Source organism: Brevundimonas sp. TSRC1-1 (assembly GCF_049898245.1).
In the GTDB taxonomy this organism is placed as follows: domain Bacteria; phylum Pseudomonadota; class Alphaproteobacteria; order Caulobacterales; family Caulobacteraceae; genus Brevundimonas; species Brevundimonas mediterranea_A.
Map to the genome: position 1 here is coordinate 1,071,865 of NZ_JAFCXI010000001.1, position 16,305 is coordinate 1,088,169.

Annotated in this window: 15 protein-coding genes; 11 read left to right on the plus strand and 4 right to left on the minus strand. The window is 67.2% G+C overall.

Features of this window, described 5'->3' with window-relative positions:
* Position 1: 1 nt before the first annotated feature.
* A complete protein-coding gene (locus ACP7CK_RS05390; RefSeq protein ID WP_426025345.1) occupies positions 2-709 on the minus strand; it encodes a glutathione S-transferase in 708 nt (235 codons plus the stop codon).
* Between the two features lie 318 nt (positions 710-1,027).
* Here ACP7CK_RS05390 and rplJ point away from each other — a divergent pair, with 318 nt between their 5' ends.
* Together rplJ and rplL are read left to right on the plus strand one after the other, a co-directional pair.
* Complete coding sequence (rplJ, locus tag ACP7CK_RS05395) at positions 1,028-1,543, plus strand: 50S ribosomal protein L10 (protein WP_008264370.1); 516 nt, start codon at positions 1,028-1,030, stop codon at positions 1,541-1,543.
* A gap of 62 nt (positions 1,544-1,605) precedes the next feature.
* Positions 1,606-1,989, plus strand: coding sequence for a 50S ribosomal protein L7/L12 (rplL, locus tag ACP7CK_RS05400; protein WP_008259470.1), 384 nt, complete (start codon positions 1,606-1,608; stop codon positions 1,987-1,989).
* A gap of 127 nt (positions 1,990-2,116) precedes the next feature.
* Here the strand turns inward: rplL and ACP7CK_RS05405 are convergent, their stop codons facing one another.
* Positions 2,117-3,028 (minus strand): alpha/beta hydrolase family esterase, encoded by a 912-nt coding sequence (locus ACP7CK_RS05405; RefSeq protein WP_426025346.1) that lies wholly within the window; start codon positions 3,026-3,028, stop codon positions 2,117-2,119.
* Positions 3,029-3,156: 128 nt separating this feature from the next.
* On the opposite strand from ACP7CK_RS05405, the gene ACP7CK_RS05410 reads away from it, so the two are divergent.
* Complete coding sequence (locus tag ACP7CK_RS05410) at positions 3,157-3,834, plus strand: type 1 glutamine amidotransferase domain-containing protein (RefSeq protein ID WP_426025347.1); 678 nt, start codon at positions 3,157-3,159, stop codon at positions 3,832-3,834.
* 127 nt (positions 3,835-3,961) lie between these two features.
* On the opposite strand, the gene ACP7CK_RS05415 is transcribed toward ACP7CK_RS05410, so the two are convergent.
* Together ACP7CK_RS05415 and ACP7CK_RS05420 are read right to left on the minus strand one after the other, a co-directional pair.
* Positions 3,962-5,935, minus strand: a complete 1,974-nt coding sequence (locus ACP7CK_RS05415; RefSeq protein ID WP_426025348.1) for a M61 family metallopeptidase — start codon at positions 5,933-5,935, stop codon at positions 3,962-3,964.
* Between the two features lie 251 nt (positions 5,936-6,186).
* Complete coding sequence (locus ACP7CK_RS05420; protein WP_426025349.1) at positions 6,187-8,142, minus strand: M61 family metallopeptidase; 1,956 nt, start codon at positions 8,140-8,142, stop codon at positions 6,187-6,189.
* Between the two features lie 262 nt (positions 8,143-8,404).
* On the opposite strand from ACP7CK_RS05420, the gene serS reads away from it, so the two are divergent.
* The 8 genes from serS to ACP7CK_RS05460 all read left to right on the plus strand — a co-directional run bounded on the left by serS (position 8,405) and on the right by ACP7CK_RS05460 (position 16,224).
* Positions 8,405-9,850 (plus strand): serine--tRNA ligase, encoded by a 1,446-nt coding sequence (gene serS / locus ACP7CK_RS05425; protein ID WP_426025350.1) that lies wholly within the window; start codon positions 8,405-8,407, stop codon positions 9,848-9,850.
* Positions 9,851-9,988: 138 nt separating this feature from the next.
* Complete coding sequence (gene surE / locus ACP7CK_RS05430) at positions 9,989-10,783, plus strand: 5'/3'-nucleotidase SurE (RefSeq protein ID WP_008261109.1); 795 nt, start codon at positions 9,989-9,991, stop codon at positions 10,781-10,783.
* Positions 10,784-10,859: 76 nt separating this feature from the next.
* Positions 10,860-11,504: a protein-L-isoaspartate(D-aspartate) O-methyltransferase gene (locus tag ACP7CK_RS05435; protein ID WP_008264048.1), complete on the plus strand. Its 645-nt coding sequence runs from the start codon at positions 10,860-10,862 to the stop codon at positions 11,502-11,504.
* Positions 11,505-11,764: 260 nt separating this feature from the next.
* Complete coding sequence (locus ACP7CK_RS05440) at positions 11,765-12,772, plus strand: peptidoglycan DD-metalloendopeptidase family protein (protein ID WP_426025351.1); 1,008 nt, start codon at positions 11,765-11,767, stop codon at positions 12,770-12,772.
* A gap of 102 nt (positions 12,773-12,874) precedes the next feature.
* Positions 12,875-13,192: a preprotein translocase subunit YajC gene (gene yajC, locus ACP7CK_RS05445; RefSeq protein ID WP_008262385.1), complete on the plus strand. Its 318-nt coding sequence runs from the start codon at positions 12,875-12,877 to the stop codon at positions 13,190-13,192.
* 33 nt (positions 13,193-13,225) lie between these two features.
* On the plus strand, positions 13,226-14,818 hold the full coding sequence (gene secD / locus ACP7CK_RS05450; RefSeq protein WP_426025352.1) for a protein translocase subunit SecD: 1,593 nt from the start codon (positions 13,226-13,228) through the stop codon (positions 14,816-14,818).
* Positions 14,818-15,807: a protein translocase subunit SecF gene (secF, locus tag ACP7CK_RS05455; RefSeq protein WP_008261126.1), complete on the plus strand. Its 990-nt coding sequence runs from the start codon at positions 14,818-14,820 to the stop codon at positions 15,805-15,807. The genes secD and secF overlap by 1 nt, the downstream gene beginning before the upstream one ends.
* A gap of 36 nt (positions 15,808-15,843) precedes the next feature.
* Positions 15,844-16,224: a hypothetical protein gene (locus ACP7CK_RS05460; RefSeq protein WP_426025353.1), complete on the plus strand. Its 381-nt coding sequence runs from the start codon at positions 15,844-15,846 to the stop codon at positions 16,222-16,224.
* The last annotated feature ends 81 nt before the right edge of the window (positions 16,225-16,305 follow it).

Below are 16,305 nucleotides of genomic sequence, written 5' to 3' on the forward strand. Positions count from 1 at the left end.
CTCAGCCGTCCAGTTCGGGATAGCGACGAAATATGCCGTTCTCGTTGAACGGGATGCGGCGGTCGCTCTTTAGATAGGTGCTGACACCGGGCAGAGCGGCGACCCTGTCGCTGACGGCGACAATATGCGGCGTGGTTCTGAGCACGGCTTCGGTCGCCTTGGGGAAGGCATAGCGCAAGCCCTCCACCACCTGGAACAGAGACAGATCGGCATAGGTGAGGTGGTGGCCGACCAGCCAATCCGGGCCGGAGGGATTGGCTATGAGGACCTGTTCGGTCCAGCGCAGGAATTTCCCGATCCGCTGCTCCCGGAAGACCTTCGACCGGCGGGCGGCCTCGGATTTCTGGTCGTCGTAGTAGGCCATCAGATCGACCGGGTGATGGGTATCGTGCGCCTCGGCCACCAGGTCCGCCAGGGTCAGCTGGATCTGGTTCAGCCAGGCGCGGTCGCTGTCGCCGTTCGGGCTGAGCCCCAGTTGCGGACCCAGCCAGGCCAGGATGGCGGCCACCTGACCGACGGTGCGATCCCCCAGGCGCAGGAAGGGCGGGGCGAAGGAGGGCGTGGCTGCGGTCTCCATCAGCGTCATCATCGCCTTTCCATTGTCCTGGCGCGAGACATCGACATAGTCCGCGCCGGCGGCTTCGAGCGCCAGGCGGACGAACTCGCCTCGCCCCTGGATGGTGGGCCAGTAATAGAGTTCATAGGCCATGCGTTCGGCTCCTTGATTTCCTGTCGGGGGCCCTGTATGAGCGCCGCTTCCCGTCAGAGGTTCAATCCTTTGACGGTCCTGTCCGAGAACTTCGGGGCGTGGGGGTCACCCAGGCCATAACTGTCAGAGAGCCCTCTGACGCCGTGGGGAGATGGGGACGCGACCTAGCGCTGTCAGCCCGCATTCCGGGACGGACGCCGTCAGACGCATCCTTCGGACAATACGACCGGCCTGAACGCTTCGCAGCGATGCGCGGCGCTTTGGCCAATCCGTCGTCGGGAATAAGCCCGGCGGCGAATGCCAAGACTGGAGACCGCAATGGACCGCGCACAAAAGGCCGAGTCGATCGAGACGCTCAAGGGCGTGTTCGCCGACGCCGGCTCCGTGGTCGTGACCCACAACCTGGGTCTGACCGTTGCGGAAATGGAAGATCTGCGCGGCCGTCTTCGTAAAGAAGGCGGCGCGTTCAAGGTGGTCAAGAACCGCCTGGCGCTGAAGGCGCTCGAAGCCGAAGAAGGCAGCGACTACCACGGCCTGTTCAAGGGTCCCGTGGGCATCGCGTACGCCGAGAACCCCGGTACGGCCGCCAAGGTCGCCACCGAGTTCGCCAAGGCCAATGATCGTTTCAAGATCATCGGCGGCTTCATGGGCGAAACCGTCGTCGACGTGAAGGGCGTGGAAGTTCTTTCCAAGCTCCCGACCCTCGACGAGGTCCGCAGCCAACTCATCGGCCTGCTCAATGCGCCCGCGACCAAGATCGCCGGCGTGCTGCAAGCACCCGCCGGTCAGCTGGCTCGCGTGTTCAACGCCTACGCCACCAAGGAAGCCGCGTAAGCGGCCCAGCCTTTCATCTCTGCATCACTCCCTAATCCCAATCCTCCGAAGGAAAACTGACAATGGCTGACCTCGCCAAGATCGTCGAAGACCTGTCCGCTCTGACCGTTCTCGAAGCTGCTGAACTGTCGAAGCTGCTTGAAGAAAAGTGGGGCGTCAGCGCCGCTGCTCCCGTCGCCATGGCCATGCCGGCCGGTGGTGGCGCTGCTCCGGCTGAAGCCGCCGAAGAGCAAACCGAGTTCACCGTCGTCCTGATCGACGGTGGCGACAAGAAGATCAACGTGATCAAGGAAGTCCGTGGCGTGCGTTCGGACCTGGGTCTGAAGGAAGCCAAGGACCTGGTCGAAGGCGCTCCGCAGAACGTCGTCGAGAACGTCTCCAAGCAAGCCGCCGACGAAGTCGCCAAGAAGCTGACGGAAGCCGGCGCGAAGGTCCAGATCAAGTAAGATCTGACTTTCGGCATTTGCTGAATATCGGAAAGGCCCGGCGGGAAACCGCCGGGCCATTTCTTTTGGGGCCTATCGCGCTTCGCGCTGCTTGAGGCCCGTGGGCGGCGCTCAGGCTTGGTCTGTATCAGTTCTGCGGGCGTGATCGGGCGGCGAAGAAGGCCCACATCGCTTCGTTGTCGGCGACCCAACTGTGGCCGCCGTCGCGGGTGATGCGGCCGACGACCTCGGCGCCGTCGCGGCAGTCGGCGTAGCCCTCCTCATAAACAGAGGCCGAGACCCAGAGCGTCGGGCGCGTCGTGGCGCAGCCGTTCAACTGGGCCCAGCGCTGCTCGGCCGCGTGCATCGTATAGCTCCAGTAGGGGGCGCCGCCGCCCTGGATCGGATTGGTGGTGTCGGCGTCGCCGGCGAAGGCGATGACCGGCATGGGGCGGGACGGCCGGCAGGTGGCGGGATCGGGCCGCTCAGGCGCGGCCTTGCGCGGATTGCCGGCGCGCAGGCCGACAACCGGCGCGACGGCGGCGAAGCGGTCGGCGGCCACGCAGCCCAGCCAGGACGTCATCCGACCGCCGCCCGACAGGCCCGTGGCGTAGACCCGGCTGTCGTCGACGCAGCCCTGTGAAGCCAATTCCTCGACCGTCTCCACCAGGAAGGCGACGTCGTCGGCGTCCTGTGGACCCGGCACGTCGCCTGTGATGGTCGGCACGCCGGGGACGTTCCAGACGAAGCCCCGGTCGACCGGGATGCCCGCGTCGGGGGCGGCGACGATGAAGCCGTGGCGGTCGGCGGTCTCGGCCAGTTTGGAATCTCTCAGGATCGCCGCGCCTGTGCCGCCGCTGCCGTGCAGGACGAAGACAAGGGGCGCGGGCTGAGCGGGGTCGAAGCCGCGCGGAACATGGATCTGCACCGTACGCCGGTCGGGACCGAAGGCGACGCTGCGGGTGGCGCCGGGTTCCCCGATCACGCAGTCAGCCTTGGCGACCGAGGTCAAACCAAATGCGGCCAGTCCGAACGCCATGGCTCCGAGCCAATGTCTCATGCTTCGTGTCTCCTTCTGAACTGCTCGCAGGGTGCAGCGATTCCCGAACTGCGACACACGGCCGACCGTCGCATTGGCGGGATCGGTCTGGCTTCCCATTTGTTAGGCCTGAAAAGGAGATCCCCCTCATGAAGATCCTGACGGTTCTGACCTCGCACGACCAACTCGGCGACACCGGCAAGAAGACCGGCTTCTGGCTGGAGGAACTGGCCGCCCCCTATTATGCGATGAAGGACGCGGGCGCGGAGATCGTGCTGGCTTCGCCGAAGGGCGGACAGCCGCCGCTGGACCCCAAGAGCGATGACGCCGACGCCCAGACCGAGGACACTCGCCGTTTCAAGGCCGACGCCGAGGCTCAAGCGGCGCTGGCTTCGACCGTCGAACTGGCCTCGGTCAAGGCCGAGGATTTCGACGCCGTCTTCTATCCGGGCGGGCATGGTCCGCTGTGGGACCTGGCGAATGACGCCGATTCCATCGCCCTGATCGAGGCCTTCGCCAAGGCGGACAAGCCGACCGCCTTCGTCTGCCATGCGCCGGGCGTGCTGAAGTCGGTTCATGGGCCGGACGGCAAGCCGCTGGTCGAAGGCCGCAAGGTGACGGGCTTCACCAACTCGGAAGAAGAGGCCGTGGGCCTGACCGAGGTGGTGCCCTTCCTGGTCGAGAACGTCCTGAGCGCCAACGGCGGCGACTATTCCAAGGGGCCGGACTGGGGGTCTTATGTTGTGGTCGACGGCAAGCTGGTGACGGGGCAGAACCCGGGCTCGTCGCGCGAGGCGGCCGAGGCGCTGCTGGGACTGCTGAAGTAGGACTTACCTCCCTGTGCGCGAAGGCGCGCGAGGAGGACAGATCGCGCCAGCGATCAGGAGGGGGCGACTCCGACGGTGGTGATGACCCCAAGAGCTTCAGCCACCGAGTCGCCCCCTCCTGGCCGTTCTAGCGCCGACGCGGAGCGAGGATGTCCGACAGGCGGTCCGGCGTTCCCTCGATCCGTTCCAGGCGCGGATAGCGCAGGCCGTCGTGGTAGTCGAAGGCGACGGTGCGGAAGCGGTCGCCGGACTTGATCAGCAGTTCGAGCGGGGCGTCGGTCCCCTTGGCGGCGGTGACGGCGTTGCGCAGCACCTCGGCCGAACCGGCCTTGCCGTTGACGGCGACCAGGCTCCAGCCCGCGCCGATGCTCTGCTCGAAGGCGGGGCCGCCCCAGCGGACGCTGGCGATCTTGTCGCCGGCCAGGGTGAAGCCCAGCGAATACTGGAAGTCGTTGGCCCAGCCGGTGTTGACGGCCTTCTCGTCGGCGGTGGGGGTGTCCGTATAGGTCAGGCGCCAGCCGCCGCGCTCGATCCCCGCCAAGGGGGCGCGGGCGTCGGGGCCGACGGCGTCGAGCCGGTTGCGCAGGAAGGTCGCCCAGTCATGCGGATGGACGGCGTTGAGGGCGGCGACGACCTGGTCGAAGGTGTAGCCCTGGGGCGCCCAGGAGCCGTCGTCATGGCCGAAAAAGCCCTTGGCGAAGTCGTCGAGGGACTTGCGGCCGTTGGTCTCGGCCCGGATCAGGGTGTCGGCGTCAAGCCAGACCAGCAGGCTTTCCCGGTAATAGTCGCCTGTGCCGCGCATCCACGAGGGGTACTGGCCGGGGACGCGGTAGCCGAGGAGGTTGTGGTTGTTGGTGTCCTGCAGCGCGCGCCACTGACGGCCCGGCTGGTTGTCGTAGAAGGCGGCGACATTGGCCAGGGTGGCCAGGGCGACGGGCTTGGAGTGCAGGCCGGCGCGGGCGGCCAGGACGTCGCCCCAGTATTCGGTCTGGCCCTCATAGACCCACAGCAGGGTGTTCTGGGTCGGGACATTGTGGTTGGCGGTCAGTTCGTCTGCCGGGCGCATGAATTTGCCGTTCCACGAGTGGGTGTACTCGTGGGGCAGCAGGCCCCGGTCGCCGGCGCTCTTGGACCAGTCGGTGAAGAAGCCGGGGGCGCCTGTGTTCTCGGAGCTGCGGTGATGCTCAAGGCCGATGCCGCCCATCTGGTCGGTCAGGGCAAACAGGAACTCATAGTTGTCGAAGTGGCGGGCGCCGAACAGGCGGTCGGCCTGCTGGACCATGTTCTCATAGAGTTTCAGCTGCTCGTCGGTGGCGGCGAGGCCCTTCTCCTCGTCGGCCAGCAGGTTCAGGTGAACCCCGTCGCCGGTGGGGTCGATGTCCACGCGGCGGTAGTGGGCGCCGGCGAACATCGGACTGTCGATCAGGGTGTAGAGGTCGGTCGTCTCGAAGGCGGCGACGTCGCCGTTCCGGGACGCCGTGGTCAGGGCCGTGCCGTACTTCCAGTTTGCAGGCAGGGCGACTGAGGCGGCGACCGGGATCTGGCGGCTGTAGTAGCCGGCCGGATAGAGGATGGCCTTCTCCCATTGGAGATTGACCATGGCGGGTGTCATCAGGACGCGCCAGTTGGAGCTGTCCGGCTGGGTCAGCTGCTGGAAGGCGACGTCGATGCTGGTCACGCCGGCCGGGATGTCGAGATGGAAGGCGTAGGGCTCGAGGGTGTCGCGCAGCCACTCGATCCGCTGTCCGTTCGCCGTGACCGTCAGGCCGGCCAGCAACTGGATCGGGCCGGTGTCGGCGTGGTTGCCCGGCAGGTATTTCGGATAGAGCAGGGTCAGGGGACCGGGGCCGGCGACGGGTATGGTCTGGCTGACGCGGATGATGCGGCGGTCGAGGTCGGTGATGTCGGCCCGGTACTGGATGACGCCAGGATAGGGGGTGTCGGCTGGGGCGGGGATGGACGGCTGAGACCGGGGCAGGGCCAGGGCGGCCTGGGTCGGATCGACGACGACCGGGGTGGACTGGAAGTCTTGGGCCAGGGCCGGGGCGGCGGTCATCAGGGCGGCGAGGCAGGCGGCGGCGGTCAGGCGGGTACGCGGCATCAGGTCATCCGAACGGGAGGGCAGGCCTGCACCGTCGGGGAGCGGGGGAGAGGCGTCAAGGGACAGATGGTCGCCTCCCCGCGCGCGAAGGTGCGCGGGGAGGACAGGCGGGAGCGTCAGCGAGCGCCAGGAGGGGGCGACTCGGTGTCAGACGCTGCCATGGTCATCACGACTGTCGGAGTCGCCCCCTCCTGATCGCTGCGCGATCTGTCCTCCCCATTCGCCTTCGCGAATGGGGAGGTGAGCCGGCGTCAGCGCTTGCGGGGCGTCAGGATGTCGCTGAGGCGGTCGGGGGTTCCCTCGATCCGCTCCAGGCGAGGGTAGCGCAGGCCGTCGTGGTAGGGCAGGGCGACGGTCTTGTACTGGTCGCCGTCCTTGACGATCAGGGTCACGGACACGGCCGGATCCTTGGCGGCGGTGACGGCGGCGGCGATGCGGTCAGGGTTGGAGGCCTGGCCGTTGACGGCGACGATCTCCATGCCCGGCGCCAGGCCGGCGTCGAAGGCGGGGCTGCCCCACTGGACGCTGCCGATGGCGTTGTTCTCGCCCGTCTGGAAGCCCAGCGAATAGGTGAAGTCGTTGCGTTTGAACTCCCCGTACAGGGTCTTCTGATAGGCGGTCGGGGTCTCGGTATAGACCAGCCGCCAGCCGCCGCGCGTCAGGCCGTCCAGAGGCGCATGGGCGTCCGGGCCGGTGGCGTCGAGGCGGGTGCGCAGGAAGGTCGCCCAGTCGTTGGCCACGACGCCGTTCAGGGCCGCCACCACATCCTCGAAGGTATAGGGGGCCGGTTCGAAACTGCCGTCCTGGACGCCGTAGAAGGCCTTGGCGAAATCATCCAGCGACTTGCGGCCGTTCGTCTTCTCCCGGATCGTCGTGTCGACGTCGAGCCAGATCAGCTGGCCTTCCGAATAATAGTCCTCGTTCCGCTGCCAGGACAGCCAGCCCTTGGGCCGGCGCTGGCTGATGATCGGGTCGTTGGTCGTGTCCTGAAGCGCGCGCCACTGACGGCCGACGCGGGCGTCATAGGTCGCGGCCGTCAGGGCCAGGGACTCAATGGCCTGATCTTTGGTCAGCAGACCCGAGCGGGCGGCGATCACCTGCCCGTAATACTGGGTCTGGCCTTCATAGACCCAGAGCAGACTGTTCTGCATCGGGCTGTTGAAGTTCGGGACGTACTGGTCGGCGGGGCGACGCCACTTGCCGTCCCACGAGTGGTTCATCTCGTGGCTGAGCAGGTCGCGGTCGCCGAGGTGGGTGTCCCAGCCGGTGAAGAATTCCGGATCGACCGAGTTTTCGGAACTGCGGTGATGCTCCAGACCGATGCCGCCCAGCTTGTCGGACATGGCGATCAGAAAGTCGTAGTGGTCGAAATGGCGGGCGCCGTACAGGCGGTCCATCTGATCGACCAGATTGCGCAGGATCTGGATCTGCTCGTCGGTGGCCTCAAGGTTCTTGGCCTCGTCGGCGACGAAGTTGGCGCGAACGGGCGAGCGGCCGCCGGGGTTGATGTCGATCTGGCGATAGTGGAGGCCGGCGAAGACGGGGCTATCGATCAGGACTTCCAGGTTGACCGGCTTGAAGGTCTGGAGGTCGCCGTCCTTGGTCTGCGGCTCCAGCGCCGTGCCGAATTGCCAGCCGGTCGGGAACTTGACCGTCGGCTGGACCATGATGTTCCGCGACCAGTGGCCGGCGGGATAGAGCAGCATCTTTTCCCACTGGATGTTCAGCATCTCGGGCGTCATCGTCACCCGGCCCTGATTGCCGGTGGTGGGCGACAGGTGCTGCATCCTGATCTTCAGCTCGGTCGCGCCGGCCGGAACGGTGATGTGGTAGGCGAAGGGGGACAGGGTGTCGCGCACCCATTCCACGCGCTGACCATTCGCCGTGATCTCGATCCCCGCCAACTGCACGATGGGCCCCACGGGCCCGTGGTTGCCCGGCAGCCATTCGGGGAAGAACAGGGTCATCGGTCCCGCCTGGGCCACCGGAATGGTCTCTGTGACGCCGAAGACGTGCTGGGCCAGGTTGGTGGCGTCGATATCCAGGGCGATCACGCCCGGATAGGCGACGTCCCGCGCCTCGGGGATCGGCGGCTGTGGCGCGGGCAGGGCGGGCGGATAGGTCGAAGCCTGCTGCGCCAGGGCGGCGGGCGCGGCCGAGACCAGCAGAAGGGCGAGGCCGGCGGCGCTCAGGCGGGATCGGATCATTGACGAGGTCTCATGCCGCTTGGGGAGGTTGCGACAGTCCGCCGCAGCGGCGGAGGCGTCAAGCCGGCGATGTCGGACTTTGGCGAAAACAGTCCGATGGGGGGCAAGCCGGTGCAGGAATCGAGCCGGGAGTTCAGACCGACGCCGTCGTCGCTGGTCGCGCAAAAGGCTTAAGCGAGGTCCGGCGGCTTCCTGCCGTTGCCCGACTCCGCGCGGGCGGGTAGAGCGTTCGGCTTCTCCCGCCCAGCCGAAGTTCCAGACCATGCACGATATCCGAGCCATTCGCGAGAACCCCCAGGTTTACGTGGCCGGTTGGTCGTCGCGCGGGGTGGACGAGGCCGACGGGCTGGTGGCGGACATCCTGCGGTTGGACGCCGAACTGCGCCACGCCCAGACCACGGGCCAGGACGCCCTGGCCAAGCGCAACGCCGCCTCCAAGCTGATCGGCGCCGCCATGGGCAAGAAGGACATGGCCGAGGCCGACCGCCTCAAGGCCGAGGTCGAGGCGCTGAAGGGCGACATCGCGGCGGCGGCCGAGATCGAGGCGCGCGTCGGCAAGGAACTGCGCGACCTGCTGGCGGGGCTGAAGAACCTGGCGGCCGAAGACGTGCCGGACGGCGAGGACGAGGCGGGCAATCTCGAGGTCTCGCGCTGGGGAACGCCCCGTGAGGGCGGCCCGGCCAAGGATCACGCCGACCTGGGCGAGGCCCTGGGCATGCTGGACTTCGAGGCGGCGGCCAAGATGTCGGGCGCGCGGTTCGCGGTGCTGAAGGGCCAGCTGGCGCGGCTGGAACGGGCCGTGGGCCAGTTCATGCTGGACCTGCAGACGGATCAGCACGGCTATCTGGAAGTGAACCCGCCGCTGCTGGTGCGGGACGAGGCGATGTTCGGAACCGGGCAGTTGCCGAAGTTTGAGGATGATCTTTTCTCGACACGCATCAGGCTAGACTCCGATGTGTTGTCGGCATTCTTCTCCACTTTGAGCCGGGATCGCATTTTGGCATCCATTGATCGCGAGCCTGGTGAAGGTGGAGGCCGCGTCAACCAGTCACTTGAGGACGCTTTCCAAGACTTTCTGCGTGGCGGTGATCGTCGCCTCCTCATCCCCACCGCCGAAGTCTCCCTGACCAATCTCGTGCGCGAGACCATCCTGTCCGAAGACGACCTCGCCACGCCGATGCGGATGACGGCGCTGACGCCCTGTTTCCGGGCCGAGGCCGGGTCGGCGGGGCGGGATACGCGCGGGCTGATCCGCCAGCACCAGTTCTCCAAGGTCGAGATGGTGTCGATCGCGCGGCCGGAAGACTCCGACGCCGAGCACGAGCGGATGACGGCCTGCGCCGAGGCGGTGCTGAAGGCGCTGGAGCTGCCGTTCCGGCGGATGCTGCTGTGCAAGGGCGACATGGGCTTCTCGGCCCAGAAGACCTTCGACCTGGAGGTCTGGCTGCCCAGCCAGGGGACCTATCGCGAGATCAGCAGCTGCTCGAACTGCGGGGACTTCCAGGCGCGGCGCATGGACGCCCGGTTCAAGCGGGCGGGCGAGAAGAAGACCGAGTTCGTCCATACGCTGAACGGGTCGGGGCTGGCGGTCGGGCGGACCCTGGTGGCGATCATGGAGAACTATCAGCAGGAGGACGGGCGGATCGCGGTGCCGACGGTGTTGCAGCCCTATATGAGCGGGCTGGAATTCGTGGGCGGGGGTCAATGATTTTTCCGCTCATCCCGGCGAAAGCCGGGACCCAGTGCTTTGGGCGCAAGATGGGTCGTGTTCGCACGGCCTTGGTCCAACGCACTGCTGAGCGACAGAACTGGGTCCCGGCTTTCGCCGGGATGAGCGGAGTTTAGGGTGCGTATCCTCCTTACAAACGACGACGGGATCGAGGCGGAAGGTCTTGAATCCCTTGAGCGGATCGCGCGGACGCTAAGCGACGACATCTGGGTGTGTGCGCCCGCCGTCGAACAGTCGGCCAAGGGGCGGGGCATCACCCTGAGCGAGCCGCTGCGGGTGCATAGGCATGGCGAGCGGCGGTTCTCGGTGACGGGGACGCCGACCGATTGCGTCATCCTGGCGGTCAACGACCTGATGCCGGAGCGGCCGGACCTGGTGCTGTCCGGCGTCAACCGGGGGCATAATATCGGCGAGGATGTCAGCTATTCCGGCACGGTGGCGGGCGCCCTGCAAGGCATGGCCTTCGGCATCCGCTCCATCGCCCTGAGCCAGAGCCTGGAACGGTTCCATGACGAGGTGGTCGCCCACTGGGAGACGGCCGAGGCCTTCGCCCCGGCGATCATCAGCAAGCTGCTGGACCAGAAATGGGCCAATGGGGTGGTGATGAACCTGAACTTCCCCAACCTGCCGCCCGAACGGGTCGAGCAGATCGAGGTGACGACGCAAGGGTTCCGCGACGTGGGCGAGATGCACGCGGTGCGGCGCACCGACCTGCGCGGGCGCGACTACTACTGGATGAGTTTCCGCGGCGAGAAGCAGGAGCATGCCGAGGGCACCGACCTGAGGGCCATCGAGGCGGGGCGGATCTCGGTCACGCCGCTGCACATCGACCTGACCCACATGGCCAGCGTCCATGACCTGAAGAAGGTGCTGGGCGGGGCGCCGCCGAAGAAGACGGAGCGCGCTGCGTGATGAGGCCGGCTGTCTCGCGCCCCCTCCACCACGACGCAAGGGCGTCGCGGTCCCCCTCCCCCAGGGGGGGAGGAAAATGAACCTGCACGACGACCGCGCCGGACGGCTGATCCTGTCGCTGCGCCAGCAGGGGGTGACGGATCCCCGGGTGCTGGCCGCGATGGAGAGCATCGACCGCGCGGTCTTCGTGCACGAGAAATTCCTGGACCAGGCCTGGGAAGACCAGGCCCTGCCCATCGACTGCGCCCAGACGATCAGCCAGCCCTATATCGTCGGCCTGATGACCCAGGCCCTGGACGTCCAGCCCCGCCACCGTGTGCTGGAGATCGGCACCGGCAGCGGATACCAGTGCGCGGTGCTGAGCCGGCTGGCCCGCTATGTCTATTCGGTGGAGCGGTATCGCAGCCTGCTGGTCGAGGCGGAGGCGAAGCTGCGGACGCTGGAGATCGACAATGTCATCACCAAGCATGGCGACGGCGGCCTGGGCTGGATCGAACAGGCGCCCTTCGATCGCATCATGGTGACGGCGGCGTCTCCGGCCGAGCCGACCGAACTGTTGAAACAGTTGAAGCCGAACGGTGTTCTGGTGGCGCCCGTTGGCAGGACCTCGGTGCAGATGCTGCACCGCTATGTCGGTCAGGGCGACGGGTCGTTCCGGCGCGAGAGCCTGACGGAGGTGCGGTTCGTGCCCCTGGTCGAGGGGACGGCGAAGGAGGGGTAGGTGGGCGTGAGTGGTGAATCGTGAGTCGTGACTGAATGTCGCCCTCGATTCACCTCACGATTCACCTCTCACGAGTCACGCCGTCTCGCCGTTAACCTTCCCGCCCAACTTTGGCGATGATTGCGGGCTTGGCTTAAGCGGCGCGAGCGGGCACACCGGGCGGGCAGTTTTAACCATCTAAGGAGCGGCCGGTGGCGGTGATGTCGGGCTGGATCAGAGCGGTTGTAATCGCGGGGGCGTCGCTGAGCGCGGCGGCCTGTATGACCTATCCGTCCGAGCCGCAGTATTCGACGCGACCGACGGTGGGCGGGCAGGGCGCCTATCCGCCGCCGGCGCAGCAAGGTCCGTATGGTCAGCCGACCTCTCCCCAGGCTCAGCCTTATCCGCAGCCGCAAGCGACGGCGCCGGTCGGCCAGGTGGATGGGGGATATCTGCCGCCGCCGGTCGCGGTGACGCCGACGCAGCCGACCTATGCTCCGCCTGCGCCCTCCTATCCGACCCCCTCGGGCGTGGTCACGCCGGGCGCCGCCTATGAGATTCAGCCGGGCGACACCATCTCGGGCGTCGGCCGGCGCTTCCAGACGCCGGTTCAGACCCTGATCGATCTGAACGGCCTGGGGCCGCGCGGCGCGATCACGACGGGCCAACGAATCATTCTTCCCGATGCGGCGGTCGATACAGGCCGCGATCCCTATGCGACTGGGCCTTCGCCGGCCGGAGTTCTGGTGCCGAACAGCGGCATGGCCCCGCCGCCGCCTCCGCCTCCGCCTTCGGGCAACGCCGCGCTGCCCGCCCAGACCCGTCCGACGGCCCCGGCCGTCGGCGCGGCTCGCCCGCCGGTCAGCGCCGCGCCTTCCGCGACGCCCGTTGCGGGCGGTCCCATCGCCCTGTTGTGGCCGGTTCGCGGCGATATCCTGCGGCGGTTCGGACCGGTCGGGATGGGCGAGCGCAACAACGGGATCAACATCGGCGCCTCGGCCGGCGCCTCGGTCGTGGCCTCGGCCGGGGGGCGCGTGGCCTATGTCGGCGACGATCTGGTGGGGCAGGGGCTGACGGTGCTGGTGGTCCACAACGGCGGCTGGCGCACGGTTTACGGCCATCTGGGTTCGGCCACGGTCAAGGACGGCGACGACGTGCGTGCGGGCCAGCAGATCGGCACGGTCGGTATGACGGCCGGCGACGGACGCCCGTCGATCCATTTCGAAACCCGCCAGATGCGCGGCGACGACCCGGTCGCGGTCGATCCCCTGACCGTATTGCCGCGCTGAACGTTTAGCCGCGTTGCAATCCGCGAGACGGAGCCCTAGGTTCCGCGCCTCGTTTTAGTGGGGGCCGGCGAGGGCTGTCCCCCTTGTGTTCGGAGACTACCCATGGGCGCCCCAGCTGACGGCGGCATGATGGCCGTGATCATGCAGTTCCTGCCGATCGTCGCCATCTTCATCCTGTTCTACTTCCTGCTGATCCGTCCGCAGCAGAAGCGCGCCAAGGAACATGCGGCGGCCATCGGCGCCGTGAAGCGCGGCGACACCGTCGTGCTGTCCAGCGGCATGATCGGCAAGGTGACCCGTGTCGAAGAGGCCGAGGTCAACGTCGAGATCGCGCCCAGCGTCAATGTGCGCGTCGTCAAGACGATGATCGCCGAGGTGCGCAACCGCACCGCCATCGCCGCCAACGATTCCAAGGCCTGATACTTCGCGTATCGCTGAACCGAGACCGCCCTCATGATTCAGCTGTCGCGCTGGAAAGTCATCCTCGTCGTCGCCTCGGCGATCCTCGGCTGCCTGCTGGCCTTCCCCAACCTGCTGAGCTCCGCCCAGCGGGAGGCGCTGCCCGGCTGGCTGCCGAAGAACGCCCTGAACCTCGGGCTCGACCTGCAGGGCGGGTCGTATCTGCTGCTGGAAGTCGATGTGCCGGCGATGCGCGAAAAGCGCGTCACCAACCTGATCGAGGATGTACGGGTCACGCTGAACGGCGAGGGGATCGCCACCAACGGCTTCCAGCGCGAAGCGGGCGGGGTGATCGTGACCCTGGCCAATCCGGGGCAGCAGACGGCGGCCTTCGACGCCCTGCGCCAGCTGGCCGGGGCCGCGGGCCCCTCGGGGCAGGTCGAGCGCACCGCGACGCGCGTGGGCGGCGACCGGATACGCTTCGCCTATACGGACACGGCCCTGGCCGGCATGGGAGCGACGGCGGTGGACCAGTCGATCGAGGTGGTGCGCCGCCGGATCGACAGCCTGGGCACGCGTGAACCGTCCATCACCCGCCAGGGCGCCGACCGGATCGTGGTCCAGGCGCCGGGCGAGAGCGATCCTCGCAAGCTGGAGGAGGTCATCGGCCAGACGGCGCAGCTGACTTTCCAGATGGTGGACAGCGAGAATTCGGTGACGGACGCCATGGCCGGACGGGTTCCGCCGGACGCCGAATTGCTGGTGGACGAGCAGGGCACGCCCTATCTGGTCAAGAAACGCGTCCTGGTCTCGGGCGAAAACCTGACCCGCGCCGGGGTCGGTGCGGACCAGAGTGGCCGCCCGGCCATCGACTTCCGCTTCGACGCCGCCGGCGCCCGCCGGTTCGGCGAGGCGACGGCCGCCAACCTGGGCAAACCCTTCGCCATCATCCTGGACGGCAAGGTCATTTCGGCGCCGACGATCCAGAGCGCAATCACGACCGGTTCGGGCCAGATCACCGGCAGCTTCTCGATTCAAGAGGCGGCGACCCTGGTGAACCTGCTGAACGGAGGCGCCCTGCCGGCGCCGCTGAACGTCGAGGAACGTCGGACGGTCACCGCCGAACTGGGCGCCGACGCCGTGGCGGCGGGCGCCCTGTCGACCGCCGTCGGCTTCGCCATCATCGTGGTCTTCATGATCCTGGCCTACGGCTTCCTGTTCGGGGGCGTGTCGGTCATCGGCCTGGTGCTGAACGGGGTGCTGATCGTGGCGGCCATGTCGCTGACCCAGGCGACCCTGACCCTGCCGGGCATCGCCGGTCTGATCCTGACCTTCGCCGTAGCCGTGGACGCCAATGTGCTGATCTATGAGCGGATGCGCGACGAGGCTCGGTCGGGCCGCAGCGTGATCGCCAGCATGGACGCCGGCTTCTCCAAGGCCTGGGGCACGATCCTGGACGCCAATGTCACCACCCTGGTGGCGGCGGCGATCATGTTCGTCTTCGGCGCCGGTCCGGTGCGCGGCTTCGCCTGGACGCTGAGCATCGGCGTCTTCACCTCGGTGTTCTCGTCGGTTCTGGTGGCCCAGGTGCTGCTGGCCTACTGGCTCAAGACCGCCAAGCCCAAAAAACTGCCGATCGCGGAGTGATGGCGATGCGTGGATGGCCCTTCATCAAACTGCTGCCGCAGAAGACGAATTTCCATTTCGTCAAATACGCCCGGTTCGCCGCGGTGCTGTCGGTGGTTCTGTGCGTCGCCTCGATCGTGGCGTGTTTCGTTCCCGGCCTGAACATGGGCATCGACTTCCGGGGCGGCGCCTCGATGGAGGTGTCCAAGCCGGCCGGTCAGGCTATCGAGCTGGACCGCGTGCGTGAGGCGGTCAACAGCCTGAACCTGGGCGACGTCCAGGTGCAGGGCATCGCCCGGCGCGACACCAATGTGGATGACGGCTCGACCGCCATTCTACGCTTCCAGGTGCCGGAAGGCCGCGACCAGACCCAGGTGGTCAACCAGGTCGAGACCGCAATCAGCCAGACCGTGGGCGAGGTCCAGTATTCGGGCGTCAGCGTCGTCGGCTCCAAGGTCTCGGGCGAGCTGTTCACCTCGGGCCTGCTGGCCCTGGGCGTCGCCATCGGCCTGATGTTCCTCTACATCTGGTTCCGGTTCGAACCGCAGTTCGGCTTCGGCGCCGTGATCGGCCTGCTGCACGACGTGGTGCTGACCTTCGGTCTGATCGTGCTGTTCCGGCTGGAGTTCAGCCTGAACATGGTCGCCGCCATCCTGACCGTCATCGGCTATTCGATGAACGACACCGTGGTGGTGTTCGACCGTCTTCGCGAGAACCTGCGCAAGTACAAGACCATGCCATTGCGTGAGGTGATCGATCTGTCTCTGAACGAGACCCTGTCGCGGACCATCATCACCGGCGTGACCGCCGTCATGGTGCTGGCGGCCCTGGCGATCTTCGGCGGCGAGGCCCTGTTCGGCTTCTCGATCGCCCTGATGTTCGGCATCATCATCGGCACCTATTCGTCCATCTATGTCGGCGCGCCGATCATCCTGCTGTGGGGCGTCAAGCGCGGCGCCCTGGCCGACGACGCCAAGCCGATCAAACTGGGCATGGCCAGCCGACCCTGACTGCGGCATCCTCTCCCGGAAACGGGGGAGGGCGTGATGAGGCGAAGGCTTCTGCTGGCGGCGCTGCTGGTGCTTGGGCCGGGCTTGGCCGACGCCCAGACCCATGTGGGCAAGGACGCCTATCAGGGCCTGGCCTGGTCGGTCGCCGCGCCGCAGGGGGCGTCCTGGACCTTGGTCTGTCGATTTCGACCGGTGATGGTCTGGATCAGTCCCTATGAGCGGGACCGCTGGCTGAACGCCATGACGCAGGAGGGCCGAGGCGATCGCCATGGACGCCTGCCCGGCGACAACGGCCGCTGCACCCTGACCAAGACTGGCGGCGAGGGCTCGGTCGGCATCGCCCTGGTCAAGAACGGCGTGGCGACGTCGGCGGGCACGCGCGATCCGGCCACGCCGGCGAAGGTGACGGTGTTCTGAACCTGATCGCGCTCTACGCGATTCCCACCCTCTCGCCCGTCACCCCTCGGAACGAGCCCGAGGGTGACGGGCAGTGGAACG